Below are 15560 nucleotides of genomic sequence, written 5' to 3'. Positions count from 1 at the left end.
TGCTCGGCTACGGACCTGTTCGGCGGGGCCGAGCCGACGGTGGGGACGCCGGCTCGGATCGCGGGCCGGTCACCACGTCCTGTCGCGGAGGGAACCACGCACGATGAGGAAAGCCGATCCTGTCGCACTGAACACAACGCCCACCGTGAGCGTCGTGATCCCTTGCTACAACTACGCGCACTACCTGCCGATCGCCGTCGAGAGCGTCAGCACACAGGAGGGCGTCGAAGTCGACGTCATCATCATCGACGACTGCTCGACCGACGACAGCCTCAAGGTGGCGGAGGCGCTGGCCGCCCGCGACCCCCGCGTGCGGGTCGTTCACAATGAGAAGAACCTCGGACTGATCGGCACGGCCAACAAGGGCCTCGCGATGGTGACCGGTACGTATGCGCTGCTCATCTCGGCCGACGACGCGCTGGCTCCCGGGGCACTGTCGCGTGCGGCGGCGCTCATGGAAGCCCACCCGGACGTCGGGTTGACGTACGGCCCGGTGGTGTACTCGACAGGTCCGGATCTGCCGACAGACGTGCCTGCCCCCGCCAGCCACTGGGTGATCTGGGAGGGTACGGCGTGGGCGGAGCGGATCTTCCGCAACGGTGCGAATCAGATCTACTCGCCCGAGGCGGTCGTGCGCGCGTCGACGATGCGCGAGGTGGGCGACTACGACCCAGCAGTGCCGTACACCTCCGACCTGCAGATGTGGCTGCGGTTCGCCGCGCAGACGAACATCGGGTTCGTCGCCGGGACCACCCAGGCCTACTACCGCGTGCACGGGTCCAACATGTCGATGACACAGGGCGGGATGGTCGGCGACCGCAGGGAGCTCAGCGAGCTGCGGCATCGCATGGCGGCGTTCGAGACCGCGTCCAGGGAGTTCCCCCGCGGAGCGCGGTACCTGAATGCGGCGCGGCGGGCCGTCGCGAAGTACACGCTCATGCTGGCCCGGATCGCGCGGGATGCCCCGGCAGACCCCGACTTCGTCGACGAGCTCGTTGCCTTTGCCTCCGAGCTCGACCCCGCAGCGCGGCGCCGAGCGGCGTGGGCGGCGTCGCGCACACGGCGGATGCTCGCGCAGACCCTCGCTCGCACCGGCGTGCGCAGGATCGTCGTGGCGCCTCGGGTGCGGCAGACCGACCGGAGCAAGGCCGCGAACGAGGATACCGGGGTCTACTGACCACCCCGCGGTCCAGTCAGGATGGCTGACGGCGACTGCTAGCTTGGTCTTCGAACCTGAACTGCCGTGTAGAGAGTGGGGGCCGCGGTGGGTGCAGTGGAGCGTGTGAGCCTGTTGGCGGAAACGCTGAGGGCTCGGTGGCGAGGGTTGCAGGTTGTCATCGAGAAGCGCCCGGGCGGGGAGTTCTCGCGCGCTCTGGAGCACCTCGTCCCGGCCGACGACGACCTCGCCCGATTCGTGCACACGACCCTCGCTCAGCCGACGGATGTACCCAAGCGCAACGTCGTCGTCTTGCACCGTGGTGAGCCGGTCCTCGCGACGACGTTGCGTCTGCGACAGGAACGTTGGGAGCTCGCCAGCACGACCGCGGCCCCCGCGTTCGCCATCCCCCACCGGGAGGGGATGCTCGAGCCGGCCCTGTCGGCACTGGGTCTCCCCATCCTCATCATCGACCACGTCGGTGATGCGAAGGGCGACTTCCCTCGACAGAAGCTCCACCCGTTCGACTCCTACGTGGCACCGCTGCACGGCTTCGACTTCGACGCATACTGGCGTTCGACCCGGCTGCGCGAAGACATCCGCCGCGCCGAGCGGAAGGCCTCGGACTTTCAGGTCGTGCAGGACGACGCCGACATCGTGAAGTGGTCGATCGACACCTGGGAAGGCCGTTGGACCGACCACCCCAACGAAGAGGCCGGCGCCGCCGCGGATTTGAGAGCGATCTGGCCGGAGCTTCTTCGGCGAGGGCGGCTCATGTCGACCGCTCTCGTCACCGCCGACGGCGCGCCCGTCGCGTCGAACGTCAACCTCGTCGACGGCGACACGCTCGTCGGTCTGATCACCGCCCGCGACATGAGCGTCCAGGGAGTCGGATCGATCGGCACGCTCGTGGCAGTCGAGTGCTTCGACGCGGCGCGCAGGGCCGGGCTTGCCAAGGTCGACATCGGAGGGTTCCACGACCACTACAAGCGCCGTCTCGCCCCCGCCGGGCGCACGGCGTACAACGTCGAGATCGAACCTCGTCTCGTCGCCGCGGACACCGTCGCCCAGGCCGAGCGCGCCGCGCGCGCGGTGAAGCGTCGCGGACGCCGGCTCGCCGCATCCGTCCGCGGGCGGCACGCGGACTAGTCGCACATCCCGGACCGGGCTGTCAGAGCAGAGAACGCAGGGTGTGGACGACGTACTCCTGATCGTCGGCGGTGATGCCCGGATACATCGGCAGACTGATGATCTCGGTCGCGAAGCGTTCGGCTCGTGGGTGTCGGCCCTCACCCAGGCCGAGGAACCCGAACGCGGGCAAGAGATGGATGGGTTTCGGGTAGTGGACGCCGACGCCGACGCCGGCCTCGGCCATACCCGCGAGCACTCGGTCGCGGTCGGAGACCCGCACGACATACAGGTGATAGACGTGCTCGTTGCCGTCGGCGACGAGCGGCAGCCGAACACGCTCGTCGCCTCCGAGCAGGTCGCCGTAGCGCGCGGCGGCGTCTCGGCGGAGCTGATTCCACTCGTCGAGGTGCTCGAGCTTCGCCGACAGTACGGCGGCCTGGATGCCGTCGAGCCGCGAGTTGCGGCCGACGACGCTGTGCTCGTAGCGGGCAATGCCGCCGTGGTTGCGCAGCTTGCGGATGGTGTCGGCGAGATCGACGTCGTCGGTCATCACCGCTCCCGCGTCCCCGAATGCGCCGAGGTTCTTGCCGGGGTAGAAGCTGGTCGCGGCAACATCGCCGAGACCACCGGCAGGCACCCCGCCGCGGAGCGCACCCTGGGACTGGGCGGCGTCTTCGAGGATGAGCACGTCGTCACCGACGACCGAGCGCAGCGCTTCGACGGGGGCCGCCTGCCCGTAGAGATGCACGGCGGCCACCACGCGCGTGCGCGGCGTCACTGCTTCGGCGACCGCCTCGACCGAGATCAGGTAGTCGTCGGTGCAGTCGACCAGCACCGGGACGGCGCCGACACGGGCGACCGCTTCGGCAGTGGCGGCGAACGTGTTCGCCGGAAGGATGACCTCGTCGCCGCCACCGACCCCGACCGCCTCGAGGGCGAGTTCGAGTGCGTCGGTGCCGTTCGCCACTCCGAGGCAGTGGTCGACCCCGCAATAGCTCGCGAATGAACGCTCGAACGCCTCTGCTGCGTCGCCCAGAATGAACGCAGAAGAGTCGATCACCCGGGCGATCGCGGCATCCGTGACTTCGCGGATCCTCGCCGTCTGCCACGCGAGGTCGACGAAGGGGACGGTGCGCCGTGCTTGCATGGACGAACTCCTCGGGCTCCGGACGATACAGACTCCGACACTACCGGCCGGCCCTCGGTCGCTGACGCGCTTGTACGATGGCCAAGGGAGTACGCAGTGCCGAGAATGGGGATCTGCGGCCGTATGCCGCGCAACGGGGGGTCGGGCCGATGCGGCAGACAGAGGAACGGCCAGGACGACTCATCCGATGGGGTGTGTTCACGACGGTCGCCCTCGCGATTCTGACCGGATGCTCCGCCGAGACCGGCGGCGGCGCGACGTCACCCGCGCCGCCGACGACGTCGGCAGCCCCTTCGGCACCGCTTGGCGGCTCGCAGCCGTTCGAGTCCGTGGAGGCCGGAACCGGGCTCGTCTGGGCCGATGAGTTCGACGATGACTCCCCGGACCGTTGGAAGACGTGGAAGCGCATGGAGGGTGCGCGCGGCTGGGGCAACGAGGAGCTCCAGAACTACACGTCCTCCCCCCAGAACTCCTTCGTCGCCGACGGCGTCCTGCACATCGTGGTGCGCAAGGAGTCCAGCGAGGATGCCGAGGGGAATCGGTCCGATTACACATCCGCGCGCCTGATGACCTACGAGACCTTCCGGTACGGGCGCGTCGAAGCGCGCATCAACGTCCCCTCCGGCTACGGCCTCTGGTCGGCATTCTGGATGCTGGGCACCGAGCACACCCCCGGGGCGCCGTGGGCCAGCCGCGGTGAGCTCGACATGATGGAGTACGTCGACAAGGCGATGACGCTGCAGAGCGCGGCCATCGGGGTGGACACCGAAGACAACCCGTGGAACTGGGTCGTGACCCGCCCGGATGAGGAGGGCGGCTGGAGCGGGCAGTGGCACGTATACGCCGTCGACTGGTCGCCCGACGCGATCACGTACTCGGTCGACGGCAGCGACCTGGGCACCTTCCGCAAGTCGGACCTCGAGGAGGGGAATCTCTGGACGTTCGACAACCCGTCGCACATCATCGTGAACGTCGCTGTCGGCGGGCGGTGGCCCAGCGACGACATCGAGGACGCCGTCCTTCCCGCCGCGATGCTCGTCGACTACGTGCGGGTGTACGACTCGGAGCTGCGCACCGTGCCCGAGTCGTGGATGCCGAAGCCGCCGTGACCCTCGCTACGCCGGTTCGGAACCGGCCGCTGCCGCGCTCACGCGAAGGACGTCGATGACCCGTGTCTGCTCGTCCTCGGTCATCTGATGGAACACCGGCAGGATGAGCGTGTTGTCAGTGAGACGCTCGGTCGCCGGCAGCGCGGCCCCGGTGTGCGCATAGGCCGGCTCGCGGTGCGCCGCCATGATCCCGCGGCGGGCTGAGACATCGGCCGCGCCCAGTGCGGCCAGAAGCTGCTCACGGTCGAGCGGATAGCCGGGCTCGACCTCGACCCAGAACGACTGGAAGTTCGCGGTGCCGTATGCCGGGTCGGCCACCGCGCGGAGCCCGTCGATCTTCGAGATGGCGTCGGCATACACCGACGCGATCTCGCGACGTCGGTGCACCACCTCATCGAGGCGTGAGAGCTGCACGAGTCCGACGGCGGCCTGGAGATCGGTCATCCGGTAGTTGAACCCGATCTCGGTGTACGCCTCTTTGGGTGCGACCACGCTGGCATGACGCACCGCCGCTGACACGCTCATCGCGTGCTCCCGCAGCGAGCGCGCGCGGTCGGCCCAGTCGGCACGCGAGGTCGTGATCATCCCGCCCTCGCCGGTGGTGAGGATCTTCCGCGGATGGAACGACCACGCGGCGATCACAGCCGCCGCGCCGACAGGACGGCCCTTGTACGTGGAGCCCGCGCCGCACGCGGCGTCCTCGATCACGACGATCCCGCGCGGATCGCACACCTCGCGGATCGCGTCGAGGTCGACCGGCACACCGCCCTGATCCACGGCGATGACCGCACGGGTGCGCGGTGTGAGCGCGGCCTCGACGGTCGACGCGGTGAGGTTGCCGGTGATCGGGTCGATTTCGGCGAAGACGGGAGTCGCACCGAGATACGTCGGCGCGTTCGCCGTCGCGATGAAGGAGAACGACGGGACGACGACATCGTCTCCCGACTCGACTCCGACAACCTTGAGGGCGAGGTGCAGAGCGGTCGTGCAGTTCGACACCGCCACCGCGTGCTCGGCCTGCTGCCTCGTGCGGAATGCCTCTTCGAAGGCGGCCACCTTGGGGCCCTGCGCGACCCAGCCCGACTCGATCACCTCGGTGACCGCCGCGACCTCTTCGGGCCCGAGCCACGGCTTCATGACGTTGACGCGCGTCATGCGTCGTCACCTCGCAGCTCCCGGCCTGCCGCGATCTCCTGACGCAGAGGACGCCACCACTCGACCAGCTCCCGAAGCCCCTGCTCGAGGCCTGTCGTCGCCGTGAAGCCGAGATCGCGCTCGGCGGCACTCGTGTCGGCGAGCCGTCGCACGACGTTGTTCACGCCCCGCTCGGGACCGAACTCGACCTGAAGATCGGACTCCATCACCTTCAGCAGCATCTCGGCGAGCTCGAGGAGGCTCGTCTCGGTGCCGCTGGCGATGTTGTAGGTGCCCTCTTGTACGCCGGACGTCGCCGCGAGCACGTTCGATCGGGCGATGTCGGCGCTGAAGATGAAGTCCATCGTCTGCTTGCCATCACCGAAGATCAGGGGCGGTTTGCCGTCGGCGATCCGCTCCATCCACCGCACGAGGACCTCGGTGTAGAAGCCGTGGACGTCCATGCGCGGCCCGTACACGTTGAAGTAGCGCAGCATGACGTAGTCGAGGCCGTACATCGCCCGGAAGCTCTTCGCCATCCCCTCGTTGAAGGTCTTGGCCGCGCCGTAGAACGTGTCGTTGTTGTACGGGTGGTGACGCTCGTTCGTCGGGAACGACTCGGCCATGCCGTAGACGGAGGCCGACGAGGCGGCCACGAGCTTGGAGACCCCGTGCTCTGCCGATGCCTCGAGAACGTTGAACGTGGCATCCACCATCGTCTCCAGTGCGAGGCGCGGCTCTTCGGCACACTGCGTGATGCGGATAGCGGCCTGGTGGAAGACCACGTCCTTGCCCCTCACCACGTCGTGAACCGTGTCGCGGTCGCGGACATCGCCGTCGATGAGCGTCACCCGCCCGGACTCGAGAGCGGCGTCGAGGTTGGCGCGCCGGCCGCGCACGAGGTTGTCGAGCACATCGATCCGGGCCACGCCCGCGTCGAGCAGCTGATCGACCAGCGTGGATCCGATCGTCCCTGCGCCCCCCGTCACGAGAACGTCGGCACCTGCCAACTCCGTCATGCGATCGTCTCCTCTTTCTCCGCACCCACTGTGGCTGGTGCGCTGTGCGCCTCGAGGCTTCTCGACGTCGCGTCCAATACCTTCAGCACGCGCAACGCGGCCCGGCCGTCAGTACGCGGGGCACGACCTTCGTGGATGGCCGCGGCGAACTCGCCCACCATCAGAGACAGCGCCTCGACCTCGGGGAGCGCCGGCACCCAGGTGTCGCCGTAGCGGTACGAGACCTGGGCCGCCGCTCGCTCGGCGTCTTCGGTCACCGTCACGAAGTCGATCCCCCGGTCGTACACGCTCACGCGCTGAGTGGGGTTGAGGTCGTCCCACACCAGCGTGCGGCGCGTTCCGCCGACGACGAGCTGCCGGATCTTCGTCGGGCTGAGCCAGTTGGCGTGGACGTGCGCGATCACACCGTCCGCAAGCTGCATGACGAGATACCCGACACACGCTTTCCCCAGACCGAGCGGGTCGCCGCCGTGCGCCGAGACCGCGCTGGGGCGCAGCCCGTCAGGGAGGATGAAGTCCAGGATGGACAGATCGTGCGGGGCGAGGTCCCAGAAGACGTCGACGTCGGGCTGAACGAGGCCGTGATTGATGCGCACAGAGTCGACGAAGGTGATGTCGCCGAGCTCGCCCTCCGCGATCAGCTCGGCGATCTTGAGCACGGCCGGCGTGTAACAGAACGTGTGGTCGGCCATCAGGACGACACCGGCCGCCTCCGCCGCCGCGACCATGCGCTCGCCGCTGCCCACACTGTCGGCGAGCGGCTTCTCGGTCAGCACATGCTTGCCGGCCGCGATCGCGGCGAGGGCGATCGGCTCGTGGGTACGAGCGGGGGTGGCGATCGCGATCGCGTCGACCCCTTCGATGGCGAGCGCCTCTTCGACCGATCGGACCGCGACCGCCGATCGAGTGGTCAGCGCCAGTCGTTCAGCCCGCTCGAGATCCAGATCGCACACCGCCGCGACGTGCCAGTGCTGACTGAGATTGAAGTTCCGTACGAGGTTCGGGCCCCAATAGCCGGCGCCGACCACGGCAACGCTCAATCGATCGTCCTGCATGGACCCCCCTGACTGATCCCCTACTCGCCCCACGTCCGACCTTATGGCACGGAAGCCGTGCGCGCGTATCGCGAGGGGAGATCAGCGCGAGAAGAGCGTCAGAGTGCTGAAGGAGAGCTCGATCACCGTATCCTCGCGGAATCGCTCCGAACGGAGCTGCTGGTCCCACTCGCCGTTGCCGTCGGAGGTCGAGACGATCCACACCCGCTCCACGTCGCCGGCGATCTGCAGGTCGCCGGGCGCCGCCCGGTCCCCCCACAGCGCGACAGGGTTCGTATGACCGCTGAGGGCGACGTCGCGCAGCCCACGCGTCTCATCCGGATACAGCTCGAACAGCAGGTGCGGCTGATCCCACGGCTCGCTCTCGACGAGCACCGCATCACCCGCCTCCCCCTCGCTGTCGAGCGTCCGCGCGATCGCGGTCCAGTCGGTCCCGTGTGCCGTCTCCGCACGCATCGCAAGATACGGCGGCACCGCGAGGGCGATCAGCGCGGCGACCAGCGCCACCCGCAGCCAGCGTGCGGTGAGCGACGCGACGCCCAGGGCGCCCAGGAGCGCAACCGCGGGGACCGACATGGCGAGGTACGGCGGTGAGTAGAAGGGCGTTCCGACCAGCGACACGGCGACCAGAAGGAAGGTGGGAAGCAGCATCCAGGCCAGGCTCAACGACGTGACGCCCCGCAACACCCCGCCCTCCTTCACACCGACGACGGCGCCGAGGACGGCGAGACCGAGGAAGATCACTGCGGTGACGTAGGCCACCCACCCTGGATACGCGGAGTCGACCCAGATCACCCCCGAGAACCATTGCTTCACCAGCACGTTGTCGAAGACGTCCCATCCGATCGGCTCGATCCACGACACCTGGCCGCGCTGTCGGTAGCCGAGGAGCGCAACGGGCACGGCGGCGAGCCCGCCGACGAAGACCGCGGCCATGAACGGCAGAAGCCGCGAACGCCACGGCCGGTGGATGAGGACAGCCACACCGAACGCGACGACGACGAAGACCGTGAACAGGAAGGTGACCATCGCGAGCGCCACGAGTGCCCCGACGATGATCCACCGCCAGGTCCTCCCGCGCTCCAGCGCGAGCAGTAGGAGGAACGCGAGCCAGGTCACGAGCGCAAGCTGCACACCCTGGGAACGCCCGATGGTAGCGACCAGAAGCGACGCCGGGGTGACCATCAGCAGGATGCCGGCCACGATTCCCACGGTCCGTGACACGAACACACTGCCGATGAGGACGACCCCGGCCACGGCGACCCCGACAGCGATCGCACTCGGCACCCTCAGGCTCACCGCATCCGCTCCGAACATGGAGAACCACACGTGCATCCCGGCGTAGTAGGCCGCGTGCACGGCATCCATGTTCGCCGACACCATCGCCCACAGCGCGCCGGGCGAACGCGTCGCGATCGAGACGGTGACCGCCTCATCACCCATCAGGGAGGGCTCGCCGATCCGCCACACGCCGATGAGGACGGCCACCGCTCCGAGCACGACCGCCCACGGCCACGCGCGCGGGTCCGGCGCCCGCTGCATCTTCACTCGCATTCGCTTCCCCTGCGTCTTCCTGCGCGGCCCCACGGCGCAGTGCGGTGCGCGCCCACAGCCCGCGCATGGCGCAATGCTAGGCCACGGCGGGGCCTCCGCGCCGAGAGAAAGTCGACGCAACTAGGCTGATGCCGGGGACAGGCGCGCTCGGCACCTGGTGGAGATCGTGCGCCGAACGGAGGACGACATGCGGCCGAGGCTGCTGAGGCTTGCCGACGTGACAGATTCAGACTTCGCACGCTGGTCCGCTCTCGCCGAGCGGGCAGCCGAAGCGAACGTCGTGCTCGACCCGCGCTTCCTGTCGTCGGAACGGAAGGGTCCGGACGAGGATCATCTGTTCGTCGTGGCGGAAGAAGACGACGCGTGGTTCGGCGTGCTGAGGGTGTTTCCCACACAGGCCCCGTCATCGCTGATGCTGCCCGGGTACGGCACGTGGGACCCCCCGGTGGCCGGGCCGTGCCATCCGGTCCTCGACCGGGGTCGCACGGCCGAGGCGCTCATCACGATCGCGCACGGCGTGCGCCACCTGCTTCGCGGCGGATATCTGATCCTGAGGGGCTACCCTGCCACCGGCCCCCTCGCGGATGCGCTCGGGGGCGTCGACCGGCCAACGATCCGCACTCACGTGCTCGGGACCCGCTGGGCGGCATGGGCGTACCCCGCTCCCGACCTGGTTCCACCCGCACGAGGCGCCGACGTGCTCCCCGCCGACGTCGAGCCCCCGTACCGCAGCTACGGCTCGCGCAGAGTCCTGCGCAACAGCGCCCGCCGCCTCACCGAAGCCGCGGGAGGCCCCCTCGCCCTGCACGACGCCACTGCCGACCCCTCGGCGATCGACCGCTTCGTCTCGGTTCAGGCATCGGGATGGAAAGGCGATCAGAATCGCGGGGGGACCGCGCTCGCGCTCGACCACCGCGCCGAGCGGGCGTTCCGCGAGAAGGTCGATGCCTTCCGCGCAACCGGCGATCTGAGGGTACTCGAGCTGTGGGCCGGCGAGCACTGCGTCTACACCACCGTGATCTTCGTCGCCGACGGGGTGGCGGTGGGCTACCTCGACGCCTATGAGCACGAGTTCGGCCAGTATTCGCCGGGAAGCCTTGCGCGCACCGCGGTGTGCTCGCACCTGCGCAGCGTGCCGGAGATCACGGGCATGAACCCGGGCATCTACGACCAGTACCCCGAGGCGTCGAAGATCTATCCCGATCGCCGGGAGTTTCTCGACGTCGTCGTCGGTGTGGGGCTCGTGCCCGCGACGGTCGTTCGGCTGATCGCGCCGGCGGAGCGCTCCGCTGCCGTGCGGAGGGCCCTGGACCTCGCCAACAGGGCGGATCGATTCGCTCTTCGGGCGATCGGTGCCCTCCGCCGGCGGGTCAGGCGTTCTCGTTGACCATCGCGTGACAGCACTCGTCGTACCACTCGATGCCGTCGGCTGTGCGGAGCGGGTAGGCCAAGCGCTTCACACCCTCCACGGGGAAGCTCATGCGCAGAAGCGCTCGATGTGCGGGGACGTTCTCGATGCTGTGGCTGGCCTCCAGGCGATGGAGCGACGTCGTCATCAGCCAGTCCGGGATCAGCATGAGCGACTCCATCGACACTCGAGTGTGCCGGAACTCGGGGAGGTACGCGGCGGCGTACGTCGCGCTCGCCTCACCGGACGTCTCGACGTAGACCTCGCCGGCATACCGGCCGTCCGCCTTGCCGACGACCGCGAGCTGATATGGCCCTCGACCGTTCGCAAGAGCGGCATGCGACTCGGTGAAGAAGGAGTCCATGCGGTCGGCGATCTTGGGCATCTGCGCCCACTGGACGCCCTGACTCTCCTCCAGCGCGGCGCGGCCCGGGAGATCCTCCCGCAGGTAAGCCCGCACGATCGCGTACGTGCCGATGAGCCCGTCCGCGGGGAACGCCGGCAGAGCCGGGGCTCCGCCGGCCTCGGCCGACGACTCCTGTCGCCCGAAGGTGCGGCGCGCGCGTCGCGCGAACCGCTTGAGGTATGCCATGCCGAACCGACCTTCCCCAGTGAACGGTTTCGATCCACCCGACGCGCCGCCTTGCGTGTGTGGCCGCTGGATGTGGGCAAATCGTAGTACGGGTGGCGGCCGGAGGCATACTGCCAGAATGGGAATCCCGGTGCTGCCCCTGGGTGGGTCTGCGAGGTCGGGTGGATCGAGGGGGCAAGCGACGTGATGCAGAGCAGCGCTGTGGCGCTCGTCAGCGTCGTCCTCGCGACGAATCGGGTGAGTCCGTTTCTCACAGCCGCGCTCGAGTCGATCGCACATCAGACGCATCCGCATGTGCAGCTGATCGTCGTCGACGACGGGTCACCCGATCCTTCGTCTGTCGAAGCCGTCGTCCGTGCGGTGATTCCCGCGGCGCGGGTGCTGAGACGAGAGCCCGGCGGAGTCTCCGCCGCTCGTAACGCAGGCGCCGCGATCGCGGAGGGCGACCTGCTCGTCTTCGCGGACGACGACGACGTGTCACACCCGGAGCGCCTCGCGAGGCAGGCTGCCTCGCTCGCGTCCTCACCCCGAGCCGTCGCCTGCTATTGCGGAATGCGCACCATCGACGCCGACGGACGAGTGCTCGTCGAGGCCGACCAGACCGCGGCCAGGGACAGGATCGAGATCGCCCGGCGGCGAACCGGCATCCTGCTCGGCAACCTCATGATCCGCCGCAGCGAGTTCGCTGCTGTCGGAGGCTTCGACGCCGGTCTGCTCCTCGCAGAGGACCTGGACCTCGTGCTGCGTCTGTCCGAGCGCGGGCCATTCGAGTTCGCGCCGGAGGCACTCTTCGACTACCGCTGGCACGGCGCCAACAACACCTCCCGCCACCGGGAACTGGCCATCTCGATCGACGGGATCGTGCGCGCACACATGGCTCTCGCGCGTCAGGCTGGTGATCGGGATCTCGTCGCGGCCCATCGCGAGAGTCTCCGCGCGAACGACAGGTTCGCGTGGTGGGCCGCACTCAGGCATGCCCGCACCGAAGCGACGCAGAGGAGGTTCAGGACGGCTGTCTCCGACGCGTTGTGGGCGTTGCGGTTCGCACCGTTCGCGCCGCTGGACGCGGTGGTGCGACGGCTGAGCCGGCGCCGCGCCTGATGGAAGACGCAGTGAGACGAACGGCTAACGGCGGTAGAGCTGCTCGTACTCGTCGACGACCGAGGTCAGCGCGAACGCGCGCGAACGCTCCAGACTCGCTAGCGCGAGCCGCCCTCGTTCCCCCTCGTCGGTCAGGATGCGGACAAGGGCATCGCCGAGCGATCCGAGATCGGTGAGGACCCCCGCCCGCCCTTCGTCCGTCACATACCTCGCGCCGACGTTGGGAGTCGCCGCCACCGGCAATCCGCAGGCCATCGCCTCGGCATAGGGGATGCCGAAGCCCTCGTAATCCGACGGGAGGCAGAACACCCACGCCCGCTGATACGCCTCGACCAGCTCAGCAGCGCTGAGCTCGCCCAGCACCTCGATACCGCGGCCAGGGTCGTCCGGCGCATCTCTGCACACCATCTGGAGCCGCGCCTCGGGAACGGCCGGCAGCACGACCTGCTGGAATGCCGCAGCGAGGTCGCGCCCGCGCTTGCGGTTACGCCACGTGCCGACGAACAGCACGGTGGGCACCGAGGACGTCTTCTCCGGATCCGGTCTGAAGCGCTCCACGTCCACGCCGTTGGGGATCACGCGTCGCACCCATGGAGTCCACCGCCGCGTCGCCGGAGACACTGCCACCGTCACGTCGGCCACCGCTGTCGCCAGGACCTCGCTCAACCCCAGCAGGAGCATCCGCAGCTTCTCCCAGAGTCCCGGTACCCGCCCGGCTTCTTCGAAGGACGACCCGTGCATCGTCCGCACGTGCACCGGCACCCGGCGCCGCCAGAGCCAGTAGTCATCGCCATGGGCGTGGATCACGTCGTACGCGCGGAAATCGAACCGACGCAGAGCCCAGGCGAATCGGAAGGTGCGCAGCGACCCCGCCAGGTGCACCTGACGGTGCCCGTAGAGCGCGCCGTCGACCGGCGGGCATTCCGAGAACATGTCGACCTCGTGCCCGCGCCGCACGAGCGCGTTCGCGAGCTCGTGAGCCTGGAATCCGACTCCGATCTTGCTCCCGCTCGGGAGGTAGTACGAGATCATCGCCACGCGCACGAACGGTCCGCTCAGATGATGTCGGCGAAGAGGCGCTCAGTGCGCTGGAAGACCAGGATGCCCCACGAGATCGACACGAGCGCAGCCACCGCCAGAGCGATGACCTGCCACGCCTCCGGCGCCGTCTGACCGAGCAGCGACCAGCGATAGGCCTCCATGAGCCACGTGATCGGATTCAGGTTGAACAGCCATTGAAGCCCGACATCGTCCACGGCCTCCATCGAGTACGCGATCGGAGAGGCGTACATGAGGATCTGCATGAACCAGGGCAGGAAGTACTGCACGTCGCGGTACTTGACCATCCACGAAGACGCGGCCAGACCGATGCCCATCGCGAGCAGTACCGTCATCAGCACCCAGATCGGCAGGAGCAGGATCGGCCAGCCCGGGTTGATGCCGAAGACGAACAGCAGAACGACGAACAGCCCGAACGAGACGGCGAAGTCGAGAAGGATCGAGGTGAGCACCGACAGCGGCACGATGATGCGGGGGAAGAAGACCTTCTGCACGAGGGCCAGGTTGGCCACCAGCGACCCTGCTCCGCGATTGACGATGTTATTGAACAGCGACCACGCCATCTGGCCGGCGAAGGCGAAGATGAAGTAGGGAACGCCGCCGCTGGGAAGCTGCGCGATGCCGCCGAAGACGATGGTGAAGACGCCGGCCGCCACCAACGGCTGGACGAACACCCATGCCACGCCCACCGCGGTCTGGCGGTAACGAAGCAGGATCTCCTTCTGACCGAACCGGAAGAAGATCTCGCGCGCCGCCCAGACTTCACCCCAGTTCGGCAGATTGAACCGCCCCGGGGGATGGATGACGGTGCGGTGGCTCATCGGGTCGCCTCGTATTCGAAGTCGGCCAGGACCATGCCATGGCTCAGGGCGTCGTCGGTCGCGAGCTCGGGGTACGGGCTGTGCTCGACGACTTCGATGACGTCCGCCCCTTCCCACGCGTCGAGGATGCCCGCCTGGCACACGAACATGTCGACCGTGTACCGCCCGGGCCGCAGCCAGAGGTTCTGGATGCGCAGAGTGCCTGCCTGCTCCTTGCTCGGGTCGAACCACTGGCCGAGGAGGCGCGAGTCGCACTGGACCACGACGGCGCCGTTCGCGTCGGTGATGTGGGCCGATACGAAGTACTTGCCGATCATGTGGGGGTTGCGCCCGACGTTGAACTCGATGACCTTCTCGTCGGCGGGCTCCTGAGTCTGCTCGGTCACGCCGACCCGCTGCAGTCGGAGCTCGCCCGTTCCAGGACGCGAAGCCGCGTCCTGCTGCTGCACCTGGAACTTCTCGAAGGTGTCGCGGTAGTGGGTGATCGCACCGTCGACCGACCCGTGGTAGCCGAGCCTGCCCTTGTCGAGGAAGATCGCCGAGGTGCACAGGGCGGTCACCGTGTTCATCTGGTGGCTCACATAGAGCACGGTTCGTCCGTCGCGTGCCACCTCGCGCATCTTGGCGAGCGACTTGCGCTGGAACTCGGCGTCGCCGACGGCGAGCACCTCGTCGATCGCCAGGATCTCGGTGTCGAGGTGGGCGGCGACGGAGAAGGCCAGGCGCACGTACATGCCCGATGAGTAGCGCTTGACCGGCACGTCGAGGAACTTCTCGACGCCGGAGAAGTCGACGATCTCGTCGAAACGGCGCTTGATCTCTTTGCGGCTCATGCCGAGCAGCGCGCCGTTCTGATAGATGTTCTCGCGACCGGTGAGCTCGCCCGAGAAGCCGGTGCCCACCTCGAGCAGCGAGCCGACACGCCCGCCGAGATCGATGACACCCGCGGTCGGCGCGGTGATCCGCGTGAGGATCTTCAGGAGCGTGCTCTTGCCGGCGCCGTTCCTGCCGACGATGCCGACCGCCTCCCCCCACGGAATCTCGAACGATAGGTCCGTCAGCGCGTGGAAGTCCTCGAAGTGCGTTCGGGTGAGCGGGTGCCGGATGCGGTTGAGCACAGCGGTCGTGATTCGGTCTGTCTGTGCACCGGTCACCTGAATGCGGTATGCCTTGGACAGGTTCGAGACCGTGATCGCTGTATCGGCCATTCGGCTTCATCCCCCCAAGACACGCCACCCCGCTGCGCAGGACGCAACGCCGAACAGGCTAGCATC

At 68.2% G+C, this 15560-nt stretch carries 13 protein-coding genes and 2 pseudogenes; 6 read left to right on the top strand and 9 right to left on the bottom strand.

Features of this window, described 5'->3' with window-relative positions:
• Positions 1–145 precede the first annotated feature (145 nt).
• The gene (locus MK786_RS08420; RefSeq protein ID WP_241111781.1) at positions 146–1177 is read left to right on the top strand and encodes a glycosyltransferase family 2 protein; all 1032 of its coding nucleotides are present in this window, start codon (positions 146–148) and stop codon (positions 1175–1177) included.
• A gap of 147 nt (positions 1178–1324) precedes the next feature.
• Positions 1325–2305, top strand: coding sequence for a GNAT family N-acetyltransferase (locus tag MK786_RS08415; protein ID WP_241111780.1), 981 nt, complete (start codon positions 1325–1327; stop codon positions 2303–2305).
• A gap of 22 nt (positions 2306–2327) precedes the next feature.
• Here the strand turns inward: MK786_RS08415 and MK786_RS08410 are convergent, their stop codons facing one another.
• On the bottom strand, positions 2328–3434 hold the full coding sequence (locus MK786_RS08410; RefSeq protein ID WP_241111779.1) for a DegT/DnrJ/EryC1/StrS aminotransferase family protein: 1107 nt from the start codon (positions 3432–3434) through the stop codon (positions 2328–2330).
• Between the two features lie 149 nt (positions 3435–3583).
• Between MK786_RS08410 and MK786_RS08405 the strand changes: the two genes are divergently transcribed.
• Complete coding sequence (locus MK786_RS08405; RefSeq protein ID WP_241111778.1) at positions 3584–4543, top strand: family 16 glycosylhydrolase; 960 nt, start codon at positions 3584–3586, stop codon at positions 4541–4543.
• Between the two features lie 6 nt (positions 4544–4549).
• On the opposite strand, the gene MK786_RS08400 is transcribed toward MK786_RS08405, so the two are convergent.
• The 4 genes from MK786_RS08400 to MK786_RS08385 form a co-directional block, all read right to left on the bottom strand.
• On the bottom strand, positions 4550–5698 hold the full coding sequence (locus MK786_RS08400; protein ID WP_241111777.1) for a DegT/DnrJ/EryC1/StrS aminotransferase family protein: 1149 nt from the start codon (positions 5696–5698) through the stop codon (positions 4550–4552).
• Entirely contained in the window at positions 5695–6696 is a 1002-nt protein-coding gene (locus MK786_RS08395) for an NAD-dependent epimerase/dehydratase family protein (protein ID WP_241111776.1), read from the bottom strand. The genes MK786_RS08400 and MK786_RS08395 overlap by 4 nt, the downstream gene beginning before the upstream one ends.
• Entirely contained in the window at positions 6693–7751 is a 1059-nt protein-coding gene (locus tag MK786_RS08390) for a Gfo/Idh/MocA family protein (protein WP_241111775.1), read from the bottom strand. The genes MK786_RS08395 and MK786_RS08390 overlap by 4 nt, the downstream gene beginning before the upstream one ends.
• An 81-nt stretch (positions 7752–7832) precedes the next feature.
• Complete coding sequence (locus MK786_RS08385; RefSeq protein ID WP_241111774.1) at positions 7833–9305, bottom strand: glycosyltransferase family 39 protein; 1473 nt, start codon at positions 9303–9305, stop codon at positions 7833–7835.
• 217 nt (positions 9306–9522) lie between these two features.
• On the opposite strand from MK786_RS08385, the gene MK786_RS08380 reads away from it, so the two are divergent.
• The gene (locus tag MK786_RS08380) at positions 9523–10692 is read left to right on the top strand and encodes a GNAT family N-acetyltransferase (RefSeq protein WP_241111773.1); all 1170 of its coding nucleotides are present in this window, start codon (positions 9523–9525) and stop codon (positions 10690–10692) included.
• Here the strand turns inward: MK786_RS08380 and MK786_RS08375 are convergent.
• A complete protein-coding gene (locus tag MK786_RS08375) occupies positions 10676–11305 on the bottom strand; it encodes a hypothetical protein (RefSeq protein WP_241111772.1) in 630 nt (209 codons plus the stop codon). The two genes, MK786_RS08380 and MK786_RS08375, sit on opposite strands and share 17 nt — an antisense overlap.
• Before the next feature lie 186 nt (positions 11306–11491).
• Here MK786_RS08375 and MK786_RS08370 point away from each other — a divergent pair, with 186 nt between their 5' ends.
• The gene (locus MK786_RS08370) at positions 11492–12406 is read left to right on the top strand and encodes a glycosyltransferase family A protein (RefSeq protein WP_241111961.1); all 915 of its coding nucleotides are present in this window, start codon (positions 11492–11494) and stop codon (positions 12404–12406) included.
• 24 nt (positions 12407–12430) lie between these two features.
• Here MK786_RS08370 and MK786_RS08365 read toward each other — a convergent pair.
• Positions 12431–13390, bottom strand: a pseudogene (locus MK786_RS08365) (glycosyltransferase family 4 protein); the annotation flags it as partial.
• On the opposite strand from MK786_RS08365, the pseudogene MK786_RS16535 reads away from it, so the two are divergent.
• Positions 13280–13579, top strand: a pseudogene (locus tag MK786_RS16535) (glycogen debranching N-terminal domain-containing protein); the annotation flags it as partial. The pseudogenes MK786_RS08365 and MK786_RS16535 sit on opposite strands and share 111 nt — an antisense overlap.
• On the opposite strand, the gene MK786_RS08360 reads toward MK786_RS16535, so the two are convergent.
• Together MK786_RS08360 and MK786_RS08355 are read right to left on the bottom strand one after the other, a co-directional pair.
• The gene (locus MK786_RS08360) at positions 13462–14286 is read right to left on the bottom strand and encodes an ABC transporter permease (protein ID WP_241111771.1); all 825 of its coding nucleotides are present in this window, start codon (positions 14284–14286) and stop codon (positions 13462–13464) included. The pseudogene MK786_RS16535 and the gene MK786_RS08360 overlap by 118 nt on opposite strands.
• On the bottom strand, positions 14283–15494 hold the full coding sequence (locus MK786_RS08355; protein WP_241111770.1) for a polysaccharide ABC transporter ATP-binding protein: 1212 nt from the start codon (positions 15492–15494) through the stop codon (positions 14283–14285). Before MK786_RS08355 ends, MK786_RS08360 begins: the two co-directional genes overlap by 4 nt.
• Positions 15495–15560: the final 66 nt, after the last annotated feature.

Source organism: Microbacterium sp. CFH 31415 (genome assembly GCF_022538185.1).
Classification (GTDB): Bacteria; Actinomycetota; Actinomycetes; order Actinomycetales; family Microbacteriaceae; genus Microbacterium.
The sequence above is the reverse complement of the archived record's forward strand: the minus strand, read 5'-3'. Positions and strand labels throughout refer to the sequence as shown.